The organism is Aeromicrobium marinum DSM 15272, assembly GCF_000160775.2.
Taxonomy (GTDB): domain Bacteria; phylum Actinomycetota; class Actinomycetes; order Propionibacteriales; family Nocardioidaceae; genus Aeromicrobium; species Aeromicrobium marinum.
In genome coordinates this window covers 2073555-2091062 of sequence record NZ_CM001024.1, presented here as the reverse complement: position 1 = coordinate 2091062, position 17508 = coordinate 2073555, and the positions used below count along the sequence as shown (strand labels likewise).

Sequence of the window (17508 nt, the reverse complement as noted above, 5' to 3'; positions counted from 1 at the left end):
AGGAGGGGGCGGCGCGGACATCGCTCGTCAGCCTGCCACAGGGGAGGAGTCGTCGGCCGCCGACCAGGCGGCGATGCCGGCCTCGGCGGACCGCACCACGTCCGCCGGGGCCCGTGACGCCCGCAGCGACATCCGGGCCAGCTCGGCCAGCTCGGCGTCGTCGAACCCCTGGGCCGCGCGCAGCAACGCGTACTGCCCGGCCAGCCGGCTGCCGAACAGCAGCGGGTCGTCGGCGCCCAGGGCGACGGTGGCCCCGGCCTGCACGAGGGGGCGCACCGGCACCTCGTCGATGGTCGCGTAGACCCCGAGCGCGACGTTGGAGGCCGGGCAGACCTCCAGCGCGATGTCGCAGGCGACGATCTCGTCGAGCAGGCGGGGGTCCTCCTGCACGCGCACGCCGTGTCCCAGTCGGTGCGGGTGGAGGTGGTCCAGGCAGGTGCGTACGTGGTCGGGACCGCGCAGCTCGCCACCGTGGGGGACCAGGGCGAGCCCCGCTCGGCGAGCGATCGCGAAGGCCGGCCCGAACGCGGAGGTGTCGCCGCGACGCTCGTCGTTGGACAGGCCGAAGCCCACCACCCCCCGGCCGGCGTACTGCGCGGCGAGCCGGGCGAGGGTCCGAGCGTCGAGCGGGTGCCGGGTGCGGTTGGCGGCGATCACGACGGCCATGCCGGTCCCGGTGCGCTCGGAGGCGTCGCGGACGGCGTCGAGGACCAGGTCGGTGAAGGCCGTCACGCCGCCGAAGCGAGCGGCGTAGCCCGACGGGTCGACCTGGATCTCGGTCCACACCGACCCGTCCGCCGCGTCGTCCTCGGCCGCCTCCCGGACGAGCCGGCGCACGTCGTCCTCGGTGCGCAGGACCGACCGGGCGATGTCGTAGAGCCGCTGGAACCTGAACCAGCCCTTCTCGTCGGCCGCGGTGAGGTGCGGCGGCCACTCCTCGGCCAGGGCGGGTGGGAGGCGGATGCCGTCGCGGTCGGCCAGCTCGAGCAGGGTGGTGTGCCGCATCGACCCGGTGAAGTGCAGGTGCAGGTGCGCCTTCGGCAGCTGCGCGATCGACCTCATCGACTCATCCAATCAGGTCGGCGGCGCGCGCCTGCCGGCCCGTGGCGGCGCCTCGCCGAGCCGTCGGGGGCGGACGAGGGCGCCGTCGGTGGCTTACAGTCGGGTGTTCGTCCCGATCATCCGAGGAGTCACTGTGACCAGCGCATCAGACCAGCCTGCCGCGAGCTACTACGTGCACGTGCAGGGCACCGACCACGGCCCCTACACCCTCGAGCAGATGCAGGGGTTCGCCCGGTCCGGCAACGTCGTGGCGGCGAGCTACGTCCGGTCCGGCGACGGAGGGTGGTTGCTCGCCACCCAGGTCGAGGGTCTGCGCGAGCACCTTCCCGGCTACGCCCCGGCGGCCCCGTCGGCCCCGGTGACCTCGGCGGAGCCGGAGACCTCGGCGGCCGCGGAGGCGGCGGCCGGCGGCCCGTCGGCGGAGACCGACACCGTCGTCCCCGACGACGCCGAGGCCGCCTACAGCTCCGCGGCGTACGGGACCGACTCGTCCGGCACCGCGGCGTACCCGGCGTACGGAGCCGAGTCCGCCGGTGCCTACGCCCCCGCGCCGCAGTACCCGACCGACCAGGTCGCCGGGGTCAGCGACAAGTCCTTCGTCGCCGCCCTGATCCTGTCGTGGCTGCTGGGCTTCCTCGGCGTCGACCGCTTCTACCTCGGGTACACCGGGCTCGGCATCCTCAAGCTGCTGACCTGCGGCGGTCTGGGCATCTGGGCGCTCATCGACTTCATCCTCATCGCGATCGGCAAGCTGGTCGACGCCGACGGTCGGCCCCTGCAGCTCAACGCCGAGCTGTCGCGCGGCGCGGTCCGCTAGCCGGCACCGCTGCGGCCCGGGGTCGGGCGCTGCGTCGTCGACTCGGTTCGACGGCGCGGGTGCCGACCCCGTACACTGGCCGGACCGGTGAAATCTCAGGCTGTTTCGTCATGCCCTCGTGCAGGCGGCCGCAGCCCGGCGATCCACCCGGACGGCACTAGCTCAACTGGCAGAGCATCGGTCTCCAAAACCGAAGGTTGGGGGTTCAAGTCCCTCGTGCCGTGCGAAGCACGGCATCAGCAGGACGAGCTCGTGCGAAGACCTGACAACGACGAAGGAGCATCGTGAGCGATCGCGACACCACCACCCAGGGCAGCCGCACCGCGCCCGTCGTCTTCCTGCGTCAGGTCGTCGCGGAGCTGCGCAAGGTCGTGTGGCCCACCCGCCCGCAGGTGGTCACCTACTTCTTCGTCGTGCTGGTGTTCGTGATGTTCATGATGGCGTACGTGGCCGGACTCGACTTCGTGTTCGGCCAGGCCATGTTCAAGATCTTCGGTTAGGACCAGATCCCTGTGAGTGACAGCTTCGAGGAGACCACGGCCGACGCGCCCGAGGTCGACACCGCCGACGAGACCGCCCCGGAGGGGCAGGTCGACGTCGCCGACGGTGCCGACGACGCGGAGACCGACGAGGCGGCCGAGGAGGCCCCCGCGGACCCGATGGCGGAGTTCCGCGACCGGCTCTACAGCCAGTTCGGCGACTGGTACGTCATCCACACGTACTCCGGCATGGAGAAGCGGGTGAAGGCCAACCTCGAGAACCGCATCACCTCGCTCAACGCCGAGGACTTCATCTTCGAGGTCGTCGTGCCCACCGAGGAGGTCGCCGAGGTCAAGAACGGGCAGCGCAAGCTGGTCAAGCGCACCGTGCTGCCCGGCTACGTCCTGGTCCGCATGGACCTCACCGACGAGTCGTGGGGCGTCGTCCGCCACACGCCGTCGGTCACCGGGTTCGTGGGCAACGCCCACCAGCCGGTGCCCCTGAGTCTCGCCGAGGTCGAGCAGATGCTCGCCCCGGCGGTGGAGGCCGAGGTGGCTGCCACGGCGGCCGCCGAGTCCCCCGACAGCCAGCCCGCGAAGACCGCCAAGGTCGAGTTCGCCGACTTCTCGGCGGGCGACTCCGTCATGGTCGTCGACGGACCCTTCGCCACGCTGCACGCGACGATCACCGAGATCAACGTCGACTCCCAGCGGGTCAAGGCGTTGGTCGAGATCTTCGGCCGCGAGACCCCGGTCGAGCTCAGCTTCAGCCAGATCCAGAAGGTCTGACCCACCGATCCGGTTCAGCCCGAGCCCGTTCCGTACCCACCGAAACACCGAGTCAAGGACCCGAAACATGCCCCCCAAGAAGAAGGTTGCAGCCATCGTCAAGGTGCAGCTGCAGGCCGGTATGGCCAACCCGGCGCCGCCCGTCGGCACCGCGCTCGGCCCGCACGGCGTCAACATCATGGAGTTCTGCAAGGCGTACAACGCCGCGACGGAGTCCATGCGTGGCAACGTGGTGCCGGTCGAGATCACGATCTACGAGGATCGTTCGTTCACGTTCGTCACCAAGACCCCGCCGGCCGCCGAGCTGATCAAGAAGGCCGCCGGTCTGGCCAAGGGCTCGTCGACGCCGCACAAGGACAAGGTCGGCAAGATCACCAAGGACCAGGTCCGCGAGATCGCCACCACCAAGCTGCCCGACCTGAACGCGACCGACCTGGACGCTGCGTCCAAGATCGTCGAGGGCACCGCGCGCTCGATGGGCGTCACGGTCGAGTAGGACAGCACCACCAGCACCACCACCCCAGCAACATCAGCACCACCACCCCAGCAACATCACCCTGTGGGAGGGCCAGCTGGGCCCGCACCACACCTGGAGAAGGAAGCCAGTCATGACACAGCGCAGCAAGGCGTACCGCTCGGTCGCCGACAAGATCGACAAGGACGCGTTCTACAGCCCCCTGCAGGCCGTCACCCTCGCCAAGGAGTCCGGGAGCGCGGCGTACGACTCGACCGTCGACGTCTCCCTGCGGCTCGGCGTCGACCCCCGCAAGGCCGACCAGATGGTGCGCGGCACCGTCAACCTGCCGCACGGCACCGGCAAGACCTCCCGGGTCCTGGTCTTCGCCACCGGCGCCAACGCCGACGCCGCCCGTGAGGCCGGCGCCGACTTCGTCGGTTCCGACGACATGGTCGACAAGGTCAACGACGGGTGGCTGGACTTCGACGCCGTCGTCGCGACCCCCGACATGATGGGCAAGGTCGGCCGGCTCGGTCGCGTCCTCGGTCCGCGCAACCTGATGCCGAACCCCAAGACGGGCACGGTCACCACCGACGTCGCCAAGGCGGTCGGTGACATCAAGGGCGGCAAGATCGAGTTCCGGGTCGACCGGCACGCGAACCTGCACTTCATCATCGGCAAGGCGTCGTTCGGCGCCGAGCAGCTCGCCGAGAACTACGGCGCGGCGCTCGACGAGGTCCTGCGGCTGAAGCCGGCCAGCTCCAAGGGCCGGTACGTCCGCAAGATCACCGTGTCGACCTCGCAGGGCCCCGGCGTCCCGGTCGATCCGAGCCGCACGAAGAACTACACCGCCGACGACGAGTCCTGAGTCCGCTCCGGCCCGTACGGCACGTCCCGCACCGCCCCTCTCCCCGCACCGCGGGGGAGGGGCGGTCGCGATTTGGTGACTCGCCGCCGCTCGCGTAGTCTGGCTCCTGCCGAAGACCGTAGGTCGGTGATCCTCCCGGATCGCCGGAAGAGCCTCAGGGCGACCCACGCAGGTGCTACGTACGCCGTGGCTGGTTCTCACGAACGAGCCGCCGACGTCCTGGTGCCTGCACCGGGACGTTTTTTCGTGGGTCTCCTCGCCGGTCGTCGGTATCGACACTGTGCTGGAAGGAGACCCATGGCACGCCCGGACAAGGTTGCGGCCGTCGCAGAGCTCGCGGAGAACTTCCGCGCCGCTGGTGGCGCCGTGCTCACCGAGTACCGCGGTCTCACCGTGAAGCAGCTGCAGGAACTGCGGCGCACGCTCGGTGACACCGTGAGCTATGCCGTCGCCAAGAACACGCTGACCAAGATCGCGGCCAAGGAGGCAGGCGTCGACATCGACGACGCCCTGCTGACCGGTCCGACCGCCATCGCCTTCATCAACGGCGATCCGGTCGAGGCGGCCAAGGGACTGCGTGACTTCGCGAAGGCCAACACCCCCCTCGTCATCAAGGGCGGCTTCCTCGACGGGAAGACGCTCTCGGCCGACGAGATCAGCAAGCTGGCGGACCTGGAGTCGCGCGAGGTCCTCCTCGCGAAGCTCGCCGGCGCCATGAAGGGCAACCTTCAGAACGCCGCGTCGCTCTTCGGCGCCCCGCTCGCCCAGACGGCCCGACTCGTCGGTGCCCTCGAGGCGAAGCTGGCCGAGGAGGCCCCCGCCGCTGCTCCCGTCGAGGACGAGGCCCCCGCGGCCGACGCCCCGGCCGAGCAGGCAGCTGCTGACGACACCCCGACCGAGGCGACCGCCGAGGCCGACACCGCCGAGGCTCCCGCCGACGCGACCACCGAGGGCTGAACGCCCGATCACCCATCGGGACCCCCTCGGGGTCTCACAGAAGGAAGGACGCCACCATGGCGAAGCTCAGCACTGACGAGCTGTTGGATGCATTCAAGGAACTGACCCTCATCGAGCTCAGCGAGTTCGTGAAGGCCTTCGAGGAGACCTTCGAGGTCACGGCTGCCGCTCCGGTCGCCGTTGCCGCCGCTCCCGCGGCCGGCGGCGCCGCCGGTGGCGCTGACGAGGCTGCCGAGCAGGACGAGTTCGACGTCGTCCTGGAGTCGGCCGGCGACAAGAAGATCCAGGTCATCAAGGAGGTGCGTGCACTCACGAGCCTGGGCCTGAAGGAGGCCAAGGACCTCGTCGAGGGCGCGCCGAAGGCCGTCCTCGAGAAGGTCGCCAAGGATGCCGCGGAGAAGGCCAAGGAGGCCCTCGAGGCCGCCGGCGCCACCGTCACCCTCAAGTGACCATCGGCTGAATCCAGCCGTACGTCGAACGGCGCCCGTCCCCGCGAGGGGGCGGGCGCCGTCGTCGTCTCCGGGGTCTCTCGGGGGCCCGGCGCGAGTTTTGTCACACAGGGTGATGTGGGCTACAGTCGCCGTGCGCTGGCGGGTTACCGGCAGGTCACCACGGTGTCCTGCCGCCGTAACCCTGAGGGGCATCGGTCGTTGTCCCGTGTGGCTGGCGTCACAACGACCTACGATGGTGTGGATGTCGGCGCGAGCCGGCACAGGGAAACGAGGAGGGCCTTCGTGGGCGTAGAGATCAAGGTCGAGGGTCTGACCAAAGCGTTCGGCAAGGATCTGATCTGGAAGGACGTCTCGCTGACGCTCCCGGCCGGTGAGATCTCGGTGATGCTCGGCCCGTCGGGCACCGGCAAGTCGGTGTTCCTGAAGACGTTGATCGGTCTGTTGAAGCCCAACACGGGCAACATCTGGATCGAGGGCACCGACATCGCGAACTGCAAGGAGAAGGAGCTCTACGAGATCCGCAAGCTGTTCGGCGTGCTGTTCCAGGACGGCGCGATGTTCGGCTCGATGGACCTGTACGACAACGTCGCCTTCCCGCTGCGTGAGCACACCAAGAAGTCGGAGTCCGAGGTCCGTCAGATCGTGATGGACAAGATGGAGCTCGTGGGTCTCATCGGTGCGGAGAACAAGCTCCCCGGTGAGATCTCCGGCGGTATGCGCAAGCGCGCCGGCCTGGCGCGTGCGCTGGTGCTGGACCCCGAGATCATCCTGTTCGACGAGCCGGACTCCGGCCTCGACCCGGTGCGCACCGCGTACCTGAACCAGCTGATCATCGACCTGAACGCGCAGATCGACGCGACGTTCCTGATCGTGACCCACGACATCAACACCGCCCGTACGGTGCCGGACAACATCGGTCTGCTGTACCACAAGCACCTGGCGATGTTCGGCCCGCGCGAGATGCTGCTGAGCTCCGAGGAGCCGGTCGTCGCGCAGTTCCTCAACGCCCAGCGGGTCGGCCCGATCGGCATGTCCGAGGAGAAGGACGCCGACGAGCTGGCCAGCGAGCAGGGCATCGAGATGCCCGCGCTGCCGCCCATCCCGCGTCAGATCGAGCCGTCCGACGGTCGTCCGCGTCGTGCCCAGCGCGAGCCCGGCGACTGGTGCCGCGAGAACGGCGTCGTCCCGCCTCCCGGCTCCTTCGAGTCGGCGCTGGCTGCCACCGCTGACGGGGCGGCGTGAGCGTCAGCCAGATCGCAGCACCGGCACGGGCCGCCGGTGGCCTGTTCGCGTTCATGCTCGACGTCTTCATGGCGTTGTTCAAGCGACCGTTCCAGATGCGAGAGTTCCTGCTCCAGGCCTACTTCACCATCCGGGTCACCATCGTCCCGACCGCCCTGGTCGCCATCCCCTTCGGTGCGGTCATCGCGCTGCAGGTGGGCGGCCTCATCAAGCAGTTCGGCGCGCAGTCGTTCACCGGTTCGGCCGCCGTGCTGGCTGTGGTCCGCAACGCCGGCCCCATCGCCACGGCCCTGCTGATCGCCGGGGCGGCCGGATCGGCGATCGCGGCCGACTTCGGCGCTCGCAAGATCCGCGAGGAGCTCGACGCCATGATGGTGCTCGGCATCGACCCGATCCAGCGGCTGGTCGTGCCGCGGGTGCTCGCGGTGATGCTGATCGCCGTGTTCCTCAACGGCCTGGTGACCTTCGTCGGTGTCGCCGGCGGCTACGTCTTCAACGTCCTGTTACAAGACGGCACACCAGGCGCCTATCTGGCGTCCTTCACCGCCCTGGCCCAGCTGCCCGACATCCTGCAGGGCATGGTCAAGGCCGTCATCTTCGGTTTCCTCGCGGCGATCGTGGCCTCCTACAAGGGCATGAACGCCAAGGGCGGCCCGAAGGGCGTCGGTGACGCCGTCAACGAGGCGGTCGTCATCACCTTCGTGCTGCTGTTCGCGGTCAACTTCGTCGTGTCGGCGCTGTACATCCAGCTCGTCCCACCGAAGGGGCTCTGAGATGGCGACGGACACCCAGCAGGACCCGCAGAAGGACGCCCGACCGAGCCTGGTCCAGCGTGCCTCTGCCGCCCCGGTCAAGCTCGGCAACGGGCTCGACGACCTCGGCAAGCAGATGCTGTTCTACCTGCGGGTCATCAAGTCGGTCCCGCGGACGATCAAGAACTACAGCCGCGAGATCTTCCGCCTGCTCGCCGAGGTCACCTTCGGCTCGGGCTCGCTCGCGCTCGTGGGCGGCACGGTCGGCGTCATCGCCGCGATGTGCTTCTTCACCGGCACCGAGGTCGGGCTGCAGGGCTACGCGGCCCTCGACCAGCTCGGCACCTCGGCGCTGTCGGGCTTCGTCTCGGCCTACTTCAACACCCGCGAGATCGCGCCCATCGTGGCCGGCATCGCGCTGGCCGCCACCGTGGGCTGCGGGTTCACCGCGCAGCTCGGCGCCATGCGCATCAGCGAGGAGGTCGACGCCCTCGAGGTGATGGCCATCCCGTCGCTGCCGTTCCTCGTCACCACCCGCGTCATCGCCGGCCTCATCGCGGTCATCCCGCTGTACATCGTGGGCCTGCTCTCCTCGTACTTCGCCACCCGCCTCACCGTCACCCAGGTGTACGGGCAGAGCTCTGGCACCTACGACCACTACTTCACGACCTTCCTGCCGCCGGGCGACGTGCTCTGGTCCTTCGCCAAGGTGCTGATCTTCGCCGTCGTGGTGATCCTGATCCACTGCTACTACGGCTACTACGCCAGCGGAGGCCCGGCCGGCGTCGGCGTGGCCGTCGGTCTGGCCGTCCGAACCTCGATCGTCGCGATCAACGTGGTCGACCTGCTCGCCTCCATGGCGATCTGGGGCACCACGGTGACCGTCAGATTGGCCGGGTGACCCATGCCTCGTACCCCTGTGCTCGAACGCCCCTCCGGACTCAAGGTCCTGGGCATCGGCTTCATCGCGCTGCTGATCTTCTTCGTGTGGCTCACGGCCGCCTTCTTCAACAAGACCTTCGTCGACGTCGAGGAGGTCACGCTCAACGCACCGAACACCGGACAGCAGCTGCCCACGGCCGCCGACGTCAAGCTGCGCGGCATGATCGTCGGCGAGGTGCGTGAGATCGTCCCGAGCGACGACGGCGTCACCATGACGCTGGGCATCAAGCCCGAGATGCTCGACGACATCCCGGCGGGCGTCACGGCGCAGATCCTGCCCAAGACCCTCTTCGGCGAGAAGTACATCGCGCTCATCCCGCCCGCGGTCGACACCGGCAGCACCCTGAAGGCCGGCGACGTGATCGAGAAGGCCGTCGTGCCGGTCGAGCTCGAGGCCGTGCTGGAGGACCTGTTCGTGCTCTTCGAGGCCGTCGAGCCCGCCGAGCTGTCGTACACCCTGTCGGCGGTCTCGCAGGCGCTGGACGGCCGCGGCGAGCAGCTGGGCGAGACGCTGGTCAGCGCCAACGCCTACCTGCAGCAGGTCAACCCCGACATCCCGCTGCTGGTCGACGACCTGCAGGCCCTGGGCCAGGTCTCCGACGTCTACGCCGCGGCCCTGCCCGACCTCGGACGGTTCCTCGAGAACACGGTCGTCACGGGCAACACGGTCGTCGAGAAGCAGGGCGAGCTGACCGCGTTCCTCGACCGCACCAGCGGTCTGGCCGACACGCTCAACGCGTTCGTCGCGACCAGCGGCCAGGACATCATCGAGCTCAACGACCAGGGCCGCAGGCCGCTCGAGGTCGTCGACCGCTACTCGGCGACGTTCCCGTGCTTCCTGGGTGCGCTCGACGTGGCGGTGCCGCGGCTGGACAGCGTCTTCCGCGACAACGCGGTGCACATCAACCTCGAGATCATCTCCCCGGTGGTCCCGGCCGAGGAGCGCGGCAGCGTGCCCACCAAGTACGCCGACGACGAAGGACTGGCCGTGAGCTTCGAGGAGCTGAACTCGCCGGAGAACGCCGAGCTGGTGGCGCCCACGTGCCTCGAGCTCGACCGGCTCGCCGCGGGTGAGGACCTGTTCCCGCAGAGCAACCCGTACAACTTCCCCGACGCCGGGGTGTACGACCTGCTCGGCATCAAGAGCCCGCACGGCAAGTTCTTCGGCAACGACGGCACCGCGGCCGGCGCCGCCAGCGCGGCCCGCGCCGAGAGCAACCGCACCGCGGTCGCGTCCCAGTCGCTGGCGGGCATCGACTCGCCCGCCGAGCGGGCGACGCTCAACCGGATCATCGCGGCCAGCATGGACCGTGCCGGCGACGACCTGCCCGACATCGCCTCGCTGCTCGTCAGCCCGACCCTGCGTGGATCGGAGGTGAGGATCAGTGAGGCTCGATAGGGAAGCGTTCTCCGCGCTCGTCAAGATCGTCGCGTTCCTCGTGGTGACCGGTTTCACCACGTTCCTGCTCATGACGATCCTCGCGAACGGACTGTTCCGCAGCGACACCGAGTACAGCGCGGTCTTCCGCGACGTCACCGGTGTCGCCAAGGGCGACGACGTGCGGATCGCGGGTGTGGCCGTCGGCCGGGTCGAGAAGGTCGAGGTCATCGACGGCACCCGCGCCCTCGTGACGTTCGGCGTCGACTCCGACCGCCCTCTGACCGACAACACCTTCGCCACCATGAAGTTCCGCAACCTGGTGGGCCAGCGCTACCTGGCGCTGTCGCAGGGCGCCGAGGGTGACGCGAGCGTGCTGGAGCCGGGTTCGACCATCCCGGAGGACCGCACCAAGGACGCGCTCGACCTCAACGTGCTGCTCAACGGGTTCAAGCCGGTGTTCGAGGCGCTCTCGCCGGCCGACACCAACAAGCTGGCCTTCGAGCTGGTGCAGACCCTGCAGGGCGAGGGCTCGAACGTGGCGGCGCTGCTGGCGCGCACCGCCTCGCTGACCTCCACCCTGGCCGACCGCGACCAGCTGATCGGCGACGTGCTCGTGAACCTCAGCACGACGCTGGACATCGTGGGTCAGCGCGACGCCGAGCTCAGCCAGACCATCGTGACCCTGCAGCAGTTCGTGAGCGGACTGAACACCGACCGCGACGCCATCCTGGGCTCGCTCGACTCGATCTCGGACCTCGCGACCGAGACGGCCGGTCTGCTCGACGAAGGACGTCCGGCCCTGGTGGCGGACATCCAGCAGCTCGACGCCCTCACGACGACGTTGACCCGTGGCGACAACCTCGGTCAGCTGGAACGGGAGATCCAGATCCTGCCCATCAAGGTCACGAAGCTCGCCAACTCGGCGTCCTTCGGCAGCCAGTTCAACTTCTTCCTCTGCGACGCCAACCTGTCGGTCGTGGCCCCCAACGGTGACACCGTGATCGACCTGCAGAGCCTCGGCCTCCCGCAGATCGGCGGCGCCCGGTGCGGTCGCACCCCGCTGGGAGGTGACTCATGAAGCCCTTCCGTGAACGCAACCCCACGATCATCGGTGTCGTCGGGTTCGCCGTCATCGCCCTGATGCTGGTCGCGGCCTTCCGGGCCGACCGCCTGCCGATCATCGGCGGCGGCGACACGTACTACGCCGAGTTCGCCGAGATCGGCGGCCTCAAGGCCGGCAACGAGGTCCGGGTCGCCGGGGTGACCGTCGGCACGGTCGACGACATCGAGCTGGACGGCAACCGGGTGCGGGTCACGTTCCGCATCACGGACCCGGTCGAGTTCGGCGAGCAGACCGGCGCCGCGGTGCGCATCCGCACCCTGCTCGGTGCCAGCTTCCTGGCCCTGACCCCGAGCGGCGAGGGCCAGCTCGACCAGGGCGCGACCATCCCGCTGGCGCGGACGGTCGCCCCGTACGACGTGGTCGAGGCCTTCTCCGAGCTGTCCGACACCACGTCGGCGTTGGACGTCGACCAGGTCGCGACGGCGCTGGAGACCCTCTCGGAGGTGGCCGAGGAGACGCCCGAGGAGTTCCGGGCGGCGATCGCCGGTGTCTCGGACCTGTCGTCCAACCTGGCGGCCCGTGACCAGGAGATCAACACCCTGCTGGTCAACCTGCGTCAGGTGTCGGGCGTGCTCAACGAGCGCAACACCGAGCTCGAGACCCTGTTCCGTGACTCCGGGACCCTGTTCACGGCCGTGACCCAGCGACGCGAGGCGATCAGCGACCTGCTCGACGCGACCCAGCTGGTCTCGACCGAGCTGAGCCTGCTGGTCGACGAGACCCGTGCGGACCTGCGTCCGGCGCTGGAGAAGCTGCAGCAGGTCACCGACGTGCTGGAGAAGAACCAGTTCGAGCTCGACGAGCTGCTGAGGGTCTACCCGACCTTCCTGCGGCTGTTCTCCCAGGCGCTCGGCACCGGCCCCTGGTTCGACACCTTCCTCGGGATCTCACCGGATCTCGTCGACGGTCTGACGGCAGTGGGTGCACCATGAGTGACGTCTCCTTCGCCCAGCGACTGGCCGGCCTCAGCCGGGTCCTCGCGATCTTCGTCGTGCTGGCCCTGCTCGCCGCGGTCTTCCTGGTGTTCAACCGGTCCACGTCGGACAAGACCGTCACGGTCGACTTCCCGCAGGCCATCAGCCTCTACGAGGGGTCCGACGTGCGGATCCTGGGCGTGCCGGTGGGCACCGTGCAGGAGCTGGAGGCACGCGGTGACCGTGTGCGCGCCACCATCTCCTACGACGCCGACATCGACCTGCCGGCCGACGTCAAGGCGATGGTGGTCTCCCCGGCCATCGTCGGCGACCGCTTCGTCCAGATGGCCCCGGCCTACACGTCCGGCGCGGTGCTGGCCGACGGTGCCGAGATCGGCATCGAGAACACCGCCGTGCCGGTCGAGCTCGACGAGATCTACGCCTCGCTCAACGACCTGTCGGTGGCCCTCGGTCCCGACGGCGCCAACCGTGACGGGGCCCTGAGCTCGCTGGTCAGCGACACCGCGGCCCAGCTCGACGGGCAGGGCGCCCAGCTGAACGAGACGATCCGCAACTTCGGCCGGCTCAGCACGACGCTGGCCGACAACTCCGACGACCTGTTCGGCAGCATCCGTGAGGTCTCGGAGTTCGTCGCCCTGCTGGAGCGCAACGACCAGGTGGTGCGAGCGTTCAACGACTCCACCGCCGGCGTCGCCGACCTGCTGGCCGACGAACGCGACGACCTGGCCGCCACCCTGGCGACCCTGTCGGACGCCCTGATCGACGTGGAGTCGCTGGTGCGCGACAACCGCGGCACCCTGCGCGAGAACGTCGTGAACCTGAGGGTCGTCGCCGAGACGCTGGCGAACCGAGAGGCCGAGTTCGAGGAGATCACCGTGGCCGCCCCCACCGCCCTGGTCAACGTGGCCCTGGCCTACAACGGCGTGTACGGAACGCTGGACACCCACGTGAACCTGCCGCTGTCGATCACCGAGCTGCTCGGTGACCCCGCCCAGCTGTTGTGCGGTCTGCTCGGGGAGAACTCCGAGGGCGACGGCCCCTGTGCCACGATCCTCGGGCTGCTCGACCTGCTGCCCATCGACGCGCTGCTGCCGCGGGTCGCCACGGCCAACACCCCCTTGGACTCCGACCCTGCGGCCCGGTCGGTCGCGGAGATGCTGGCGGTGACCCCGTGAAGCGCTCCACCAGGCGGACCCTCCCGGCGCTGGCCCTGGGCTGCACGCTCGCGCTCAGCGGGTGCGGCTTCGACGCACTCGACCTGCCACTGCCCGGCGGCGCGGACGTGGGCGACGACCCGATCGAGCTGACCATCGAGTTCCGGGACGTCCTGGACCTCGTGCCCCAGAGCGCGGTGCGGGTCAACGACCTGGCCGTCGGCCGGGTCACCGACATCGAGCTGAAGGGCTGGACGGCGGAGGTCACGGTGCTGGTCAACGGCGACGTGGAGCTCCCCGACAACGCCGAGGCGACGATCCGTCAGAGCAGCCTGCTGGGCGAGAAGTTCGTGTCGCTGGCTGCGCCGGTCACCGGCGGGACGGGCGCCCTGGAGTCCGGCGACTCCATCCCGCTGGAGCGGGCCGGACGCAACCCCGAGATCGAGGAGGTGCTCGGCGCGGCCTCCCTGCTGCTCAACGGTGGCGGCCTCGAGAAGACCAACACGATCGTGCGCGAGCTGAGCGCGGCCCTCGACGGCAACGAGCCCGAGATCAAGCAGCTGCTGCAGACCACGACGGAGTTCATCGGTCAGCTCGACGCCAACAAGGACGTCATCCTGACCTCGCTGGAGAAGGTCAACAACCTGGCCCTCACCGCCAACGACCAGCGCGGTGCCATCGAGGGGGCGCTCGACGAGCTCCCCGAGGCGTTGCAGGTCCTCGACGAGCAGCGGGCCGGACTCGTCCGACTCACCACCTCGCTCGCGGCGCTCGGCGACACCGCCACCGACGTCATCCGGACCAGTCGTGACGACACCGTCGCGAACCTGCGGTCGCTGGAGCCGATCCTGCGCAACCTGGCCCTGGCCGGTGACGACCTGGTCAACACCCTCAGCACCGTCGCCACGTTCCCGTTCCCCAACGCTGCGGTCGGTGGCTCCCTGGCCTCGGCCCAGGCGCAGTGCAGCAACGACCAGCCTCTCGGCCAGACGCCGTCGGCCTGTGGCGGCGACTACACCAACCTGGTGGCCAACATCGACCTCAGCGTCGACCAGCTGTTCAACGTGCTGGGCCTGCAGGGTCTGGCCGCGCCGGGCCTCCCGGCCGACCTGCCGCTGCCCGGTCTGACCGGGGAGGACACGGCCGGGGCGGCCGTCGCGGGAGACGCGCCGGTCAACCCGCTGGTCGCCTTCATCGAGGGTCTGGCCGGACAGACCGACGAGCCGGAGACGGCCCCGGCCCCGACCGGTGGCGCAGCGACGCCGTCGCCCACCCCGACCGCGGAGGGTCCGTCGTTCCGACTGCCGGGGCTGTGCAACCTCTTCGGTCAGTGCCGGCCGGCCGCATCGTCGGCCGCCGGGGAGCCCGGACTGACCGACCTCCTGACCCGACCGGTGGTGGCCCGATGATCAGCAGACTCACGCGCATGCAGCTGATCGCCTTCCTGGTGATCACGCTCGTCGGTGCCAGCTACGTCGGCGGCCGCTACGCCCAGGTGGACCGGTTCTTCGTCGACCGTTCGTTCCCGGTGACGGTCGACCTGACCGACTCCGGCGGCATCTTCGCCGGGGCCGAGGTGACGTACCGCGGCATCGCCGTCGGCCGGGTCGGCGAGCTGGAGTTCACCGACGCCGGCGTCCGCGCCACGCTGGAGATCGAGGACAGCGCCCCCGACATCCCGTCGGACCTGGTCGCCGTCGTCGCCAACAAGTCGGCCATCGGCGAGCAGTACATCGACCTGCAGCCCCGTGACAACGAGGAGCCCTACCTCGCGGCCGGGGACAACATCGGGGTGGCCGACAGCCGCGTCCCGATCGACACCACGACGCTGCTCGTCGACCTGCAGGACCTGGTGTCCTCGGTCGACCCCGGCGACCTGAACACGGTCGTCGACGAGCTCGGCCAGGCCTTCGAGGGCACCGCCCCGGACCTGACGGCGATCCTCGACACCTCGTCGCGGTTCATCGCCGACGCCGAGGCCAACATCGACGTGACCCGCCAGCTGCTGCGGGACTCCTCCACCGTGCTGGCCACGCAGATCGACAAGGGCAGCCAGATCCAGGCGTTCTCGCGCGACCTGGCGCTGCTCTCCGACACCCTGGTCGGGTCCGACGCCGACCTGCGCGAGCTGCTCGACGAGGGCGGCGACGCCGCCGCGATCACCGACGTGGTCGTGGCCGAGAACTCCGCCGACCTCTCCGCGATCTTCGGCGACCTGGTGGGTCCGACCCGCATCGCCAACCAGAACCTCGCGGGTCTGCAGTCGATCTTCATCCTCTACCCGTACCTGGTGCAGGGCGCCTTCACGGCGACCGTGCCCACCGGCGACGGCGAGTTCAACGCCGCGTTCGGCAACGTGGTGCAGTTCGACGCGCCGGTCTGCGAGCTCGACGACGGCGTGTACCGTGACCTGCGGAACCCGCGCGACATCACCGACGTCGAGCTGCGGACCGACCTCGGCTGCCCCGCCGACTCGCCGCTCGTCCGGCGCAACTCCTTGAAGACCGAGCTGAGCCGTGCACCGGTGGCGGCCGACAGCGACAGGAAGGACCATCTCGAGTGGCTGCTGATCGGACCGACGAGGTAGACGACGACTCCGGCCCCCCCGGGTCAGGTCGCCTGCGCATCGCGGTCCCGATCGCCGTCGGCGTGGTGGCCGGTGTCGCCGGACTCGTCATGTTCGTGGTGTCCACCCTCGGGTCGGGCACCGAGGCGTCGAGCGACGCCAAGACGGTGGTGGCCCGTGCCACCGACTTCGCCGTCGCCTACAGCACGTACGACGCCGACGACCTGGAGGACTACCAGGACCGCGTCAGCAGCCTGCTGACCGAGGAGTCCCGCGAGGAGTTCCTGGCGTCCACCCAAGCCGACCCGACGCTCGGGGTGAGCCAGCTGCAGGCCTCCGAGGCCGAGGTGCGGGGAGCGGGTGTCGACTCGATCGACGGCGACTCCGCCTCGGTGCTCGTCGCCGTCGACGCGACCGTGACCATCGCCGACTCGCCGCCGGGGATCGTCTACACACGCTGGATCGCGAACCTCGTCAAGGTCGACGGTCGGTGGATGGTCGAGCAGTTCCTCCCGGTCCCGGCGCTGGACGCCACCGCCACGACGCCGGGGGAGACCCCCGCGCCCGCTCCCGACGAGGTGGCGCCGTGAGCGGCCCGCAGCCGCCGCGCCGGCGCCGCATCGCCGGTGAGGGCAAGCCGGCCGTCACCCCCACCCCCGGCACGCCGGCCCCGCGCACCCCCGCTCCGGGAGCTCGCCGGCCCACGACCCGCAAGCCCGCCCCGACCGCACCGAGCATCCCGACGGTCCGCAAGGACCCGGCTGCTCCGGCCGCCGCGCCCCGGTCCGCCCCGACGGTCCCGAAGCCCCGGCGCGAGCGTCCGGCCGTGCCGTGGCGGCGGCTCCTGCCCGTCGCCCTGGCCTCGGTCGTGCTGGCCGCAGGACTCACCGCCGGCTTCCTCGGCTTCACCGCGTTGACGGAGGGCAGCACCAGCAACGAGGCGGCCGACGAGGCCGCAGCCGCGGCGGGTCAGGCGGCCGAGGTGATCTTCACCTACCGGTTCGACGACCTCGACCAGTACGCGGACGACGCCGTGGCGCTGATGACCGACGACTACGCGGCCGAGTTCGAGCAGAGCGCGCCCGCCCTCGGCGAGGTGGCGGCCGACCGTCCGTTCATCGTCGAGGCGCTGGTCCGCAACTCCGCGCCCGTCCCCTGCTCGGAGGCCTGCACGGACGACCGCGTGCAGGTCCTGGTCTTCTACGACCAGTTCCGCCTGGCCGACGAGGTGTCGGAGCCGACGGCGTTCGGCAACCGCATCACGATGACGATGGTGCGCAGCCAGGGCACCTGGCTCGTCGACGACATCCGAGCCCTCTGACCGGGTGCCGGACCGGCGTCACCGCTGGAATCGTCGGCAAAGGGTGTGCATCGTGGGGCATCGGCGTCCGATTGTCAAGCACCCGCTTGCATCGGTTGTGGGCCGTGGGTTACCCTGATCTTTCGCGCTCACACTGCCATGCCTTCAGCCCTTGACCGGGATGGTTTGTCGTGCGCGCTGAGCCACCCGCCAGCGAGCCTCTGGAAGGACC

The 17508-nt window shown here is 69.8% G+C and carries 19 protein-coding genes and 1 tRNA gene; 19 read left to right on the top strand and 1 reads right to left on the bottom strand.

The window, feature by feature from the left end:
* Positions 1 to 27 precede the first annotated feature (27 nt).
* Positions 28 to 1062 (bottom strand): adenosine deaminase, encoded by a 1035-nt coding sequence (locus HMPREF0063_RS10625; protein ID WP_007078670.1) that lies wholly within the window; start codon positions 1060 to 1062, stop codon positions 28 to 30.
* A gap of 133 nt (positions 1063 to 1195) precedes the next feature.
* Between HMPREF0063_RS10625 and HMPREF0063_RS16245 the strand changes: the two genes are divergently transcribed.
* The 19 genes from HMPREF0063_RS16245 to HMPREF0063_RS10530 all read left to right on the top strand — a co-directional run bounded on the left by HMPREF0063_RS16245 (position 1196) and on the right by HMPREF0063_RS10530 (position 17297).
* Entirely contained in the window at positions 1196 to 1879 is a 684-nt protein-coding gene (locus tag HMPREF0063_RS16245; protein ID WP_007078669.1) for an NINE protein, read from the top strand.
* Between the two features lie 151 nt (positions 1880 to 2030).
* Positions 2031 to 2103 (top strand) — tRNA-Trp (locus HMPREF0063_RS10615).
* Positions 2104 to 2163: 60 nt separating this feature from the next.
* Complete coding sequence (gene secE / locus HMPREF0063_RS10610) at positions 2164 to 2379, top strand: preprotein translocase subunit SecE (RefSeq protein WP_007078668.1); 216 nt, start codon at positions 2164 to 2166, stop codon at positions 2377 to 2379.
* A gap of 12 nt (positions 2380 to 2391) precedes the next feature.
* Positions 2392 to 3147, top strand: coding sequence for a transcription termination/antitermination protein NusG (gene nusG / locus HMPREF0063_RS10605; protein ID WP_007078667.1), 756 nt, complete (start codon positions 2392 to 2394; stop codon positions 3145 to 3147).
* A 67-nt stretch (positions 3148 to 3214) separates the two neighbouring features.
* A complete protein-coding gene (gene rplK / locus HMPREF0063_RS10600; protein WP_007078666.1) occupies positions 3215 to 3643 on the top strand; it encodes a 50S ribosomal protein L11 in 429 nt (142 codons plus the stop codon).
* 112 nt (positions 3644 to 3755) lie between these two features.
* Positions 3756 to 4472 (top strand): 50S ribosomal protein L1, encoded by a 717-nt coding sequence (gene rplA / locus HMPREF0063_RS10595; protein WP_007078665.1) that lies wholly within the window; start codon positions 3756 to 3758, stop codon positions 4470 to 4472.
* Positions 4473 to 4769: 297 nt separating this feature from the next.
* Positions 4770 to 5429, top strand: a complete 660-nt coding sequence (gene rplJ, locus HMPREF0063_RS10590) for a 50S ribosomal protein L10 (RefSeq protein WP_007078664.1) — start codon at positions 4770 to 4772, stop codon at positions 5427 to 5429.
* Positions 5430 to 5485: 56 nt separating this feature from the next.
* Complete coding sequence (rplL, locus tag HMPREF0063_RS10585; protein WP_007078663.1) at positions 5486 to 5878, top strand: 50S ribosomal protein L7/L12; 393 nt, start codon at positions 5486 to 5488, stop codon at positions 5876 to 5878.
* A gap of 285 nt (positions 5879 to 6163) precedes the next feature.
* Positions 6164 to 7123 carry an ABC transporter ATP-binding protein gene (locus HMPREF0063_RS10580; RefSeq protein ID WP_040320241.1) on the top strand — a complete coding sequence of 320 codons (960 nt, stop codon included), beginning with the start codon at positions 6164 to 6166 and terminating at the stop codon, positions 7121 to 7123.
* A 53-nt stretch (positions 7124 to 7176) separates the two neighbouring features.
* On the top strand, positions 7177 to 7896 hold the full coding sequence (locus HMPREF0063_RS10575) for an MlaE family ABC transporter permease (RefSeq protein ID WP_083788994.1): 720 nt from the start codon (positions 7177 to 7179) through the stop codon (positions 7894 to 7896).
* A gap of 1 nt (position 7897) precedes the next feature.
* A complete protein-coding gene (locus tag HMPREF0063_RS10570; RefSeq protein WP_007078660.1) occupies positions 7898 to 8776 on the top strand; it encodes an MlaE family ABC transporter permease in 879 nt (292 codons plus the stop codon).
* Positions 8777 to 8779: 3 nt separating this feature from the next.
* Complete coding sequence (locus tag HMPREF0063_RS10565) at positions 8780 to 10216, top strand: MCE family protein (protein ID WP_083788905.1); 1437 nt, start codon at positions 8780 to 8782, stop codon at positions 10214 to 10216.
* Positions 10203 to 11276: an MCE family protein gene (locus HMPREF0063_RS10560; protein WP_007078658.1), complete on the top strand. Its 1074-nt coding sequence runs from the start codon at positions 10203 to 10205 to the stop codon at positions 11274 to 11276. The genes HMPREF0063_RS10565 and HMPREF0063_RS10560 overlap by 14 nt, the downstream gene beginning before the upstream one ends.
* Positions 11273 to 12253: an MCE family protein gene (locus HMPREF0063_RS10555; RefSeq protein ID WP_007078657.1), complete on the top strand. Its 981-nt coding sequence runs from the start codon at positions 11273 to 11275 to the stop codon at positions 12251 to 12253. Before HMPREF0063_RS10560 ends, HMPREF0063_RS10555 begins: the two co-directional genes overlap by 4 nt.
* Complete coding sequence (locus tag HMPREF0063_RS10550) at positions 12250 to 13431, top strand: MCE family protein (protein WP_007078656.1); 1182 nt, start codon at positions 12250 to 12252, stop codon at positions 13429 to 13431. Before HMPREF0063_RS10555 ends, HMPREF0063_RS10550 begins: the two co-directional genes overlap by 4 nt.
* Positions 13428 to 14819 carry an MCE family protein gene (locus tag HMPREF0063_RS10545; protein ID WP_007078655.1) on the top strand — a complete coding sequence of 464 codons (1392 nt, stop codon included), beginning with the start codon at positions 13428 to 13430 and terminating at the stop codon, positions 14817 to 14819. The genes HMPREF0063_RS10550 and HMPREF0063_RS10545 overlap by 4 nt, the downstream gene beginning before the upstream one ends.
* Before the next feature lie 17 nt (positions 14820 to 14836).
* The gene (locus tag HMPREF0063_RS10540; protein ID WP_169309979.1) at positions 14837 to 15997 is read left to right on the top strand and encodes an MCE family protein; all 1161 of its coding nucleotides are present in this window, start codon (positions 14837 to 14839) and stop codon (positions 15995 to 15997) included.
* Positions 15970 to 16566: a hypothetical protein gene (locus HMPREF0063_RS15830; RefSeq protein WP_007078653.1), complete on the top strand. Its 597-nt coding sequence runs from the start codon at positions 15970 to 15972 to the stop codon at positions 16564 to 16566. Before HMPREF0063_RS10540 ends, HMPREF0063_RS15830 begins: the two co-directional genes overlap by 28 nt.
* A complete protein-coding gene (locus HMPREF0063_RS10530) occupies positions 16563 to 17297 on the top strand; it encodes a hypothetical protein (RefSeq protein ID WP_040320240.1) in 735 nt (244 codons plus the stop codon). Before HMPREF0063_RS15830 ends, HMPREF0063_RS10530 begins: the two co-directional genes overlap by 4 nt.
* Positions 17298 to 17508 lie beyond the last annotated feature (211 nt).

Bases quoted from the DNA above. Each gene is read 5' to 3' on its own strand.
- HMPREF0063_RS10625 (WP_007078670.1), bottom strand. From the start codon at position 1,062: ATGAGGTCGATCGCGCAGCTGCCGAAGGCGCACCTGCACCTGCACTTC.
- rplK (WP_007078666.1), top strand. From the start codon at position 3,215: ATGCCCCCCAAGAAGAAGGTTGCAGCCATCGTCAAGGTGCAGCTGCAG.
- rplA (WP_007078665.1), top strand. From the start codon at position 3,756: ATGACACAGCGCAGCAAGGCGTACCGCTCGGTCGCCGACAAGATCGAC.
- rplJ (WP_007078664.1), top strand. From the start codon at position 4,770: ATGGCACGCCCGGACAAGGTTGCGGCCGTCGCAGAGCTCGCGGAGAAC.
- rplL (WP_007078663.1), top strand. From the start codon at position 5,486: ATGGCGAAGCTCAGCACTGACGAGCTGTTGGATGCATTCAAGGAACTG.
- HMPREF0063_RS10575 (WP_083788994.1), top strand. From the start codon at position 7,177: ATGCTCGACGTCTTCATGGCGTTGTTCAAGCGACCGTTCCAGATGCGA.
- HMPREF0063_RS10570 (WP_007078660.1), top strand. From the start codon at position 7,898: ATGGCGACGGACACCCAGCAGGACCCGCAGAAGGACGCCCGACCGAGC.
- HMPREF0063_RS10565 (WP_083788905.1), top strand. From the start codon at position 8,780: ATGCCTCGTACCCCTGTGCTCGAACGCCCCTCCGGACTCAAGGTCCTG.
- HMPREF0063_RS10555 (WP_007078657.1), top strand. From the start codon at position 11,273: ATGAAGCCCTTCCGTGAACGCAACCCCACGATCATCGGTGTCGTCGGG.
- HMPREF0063_RS10550 (WP_007078656.1), top strand. From the start codon at position 12,250: ATGAGTGACGTCTCCTTCGCCCAGCGACTGGCCGGCCTCAGCCGGGTC.
- HMPREF0063_RS10540 (WP_169309979.1), top strand. From the start codon at position 14,837: ATGCAGCTGATCGCCTTCCTGGTGATCACGCTCGTCGGTGCCAGCTAC.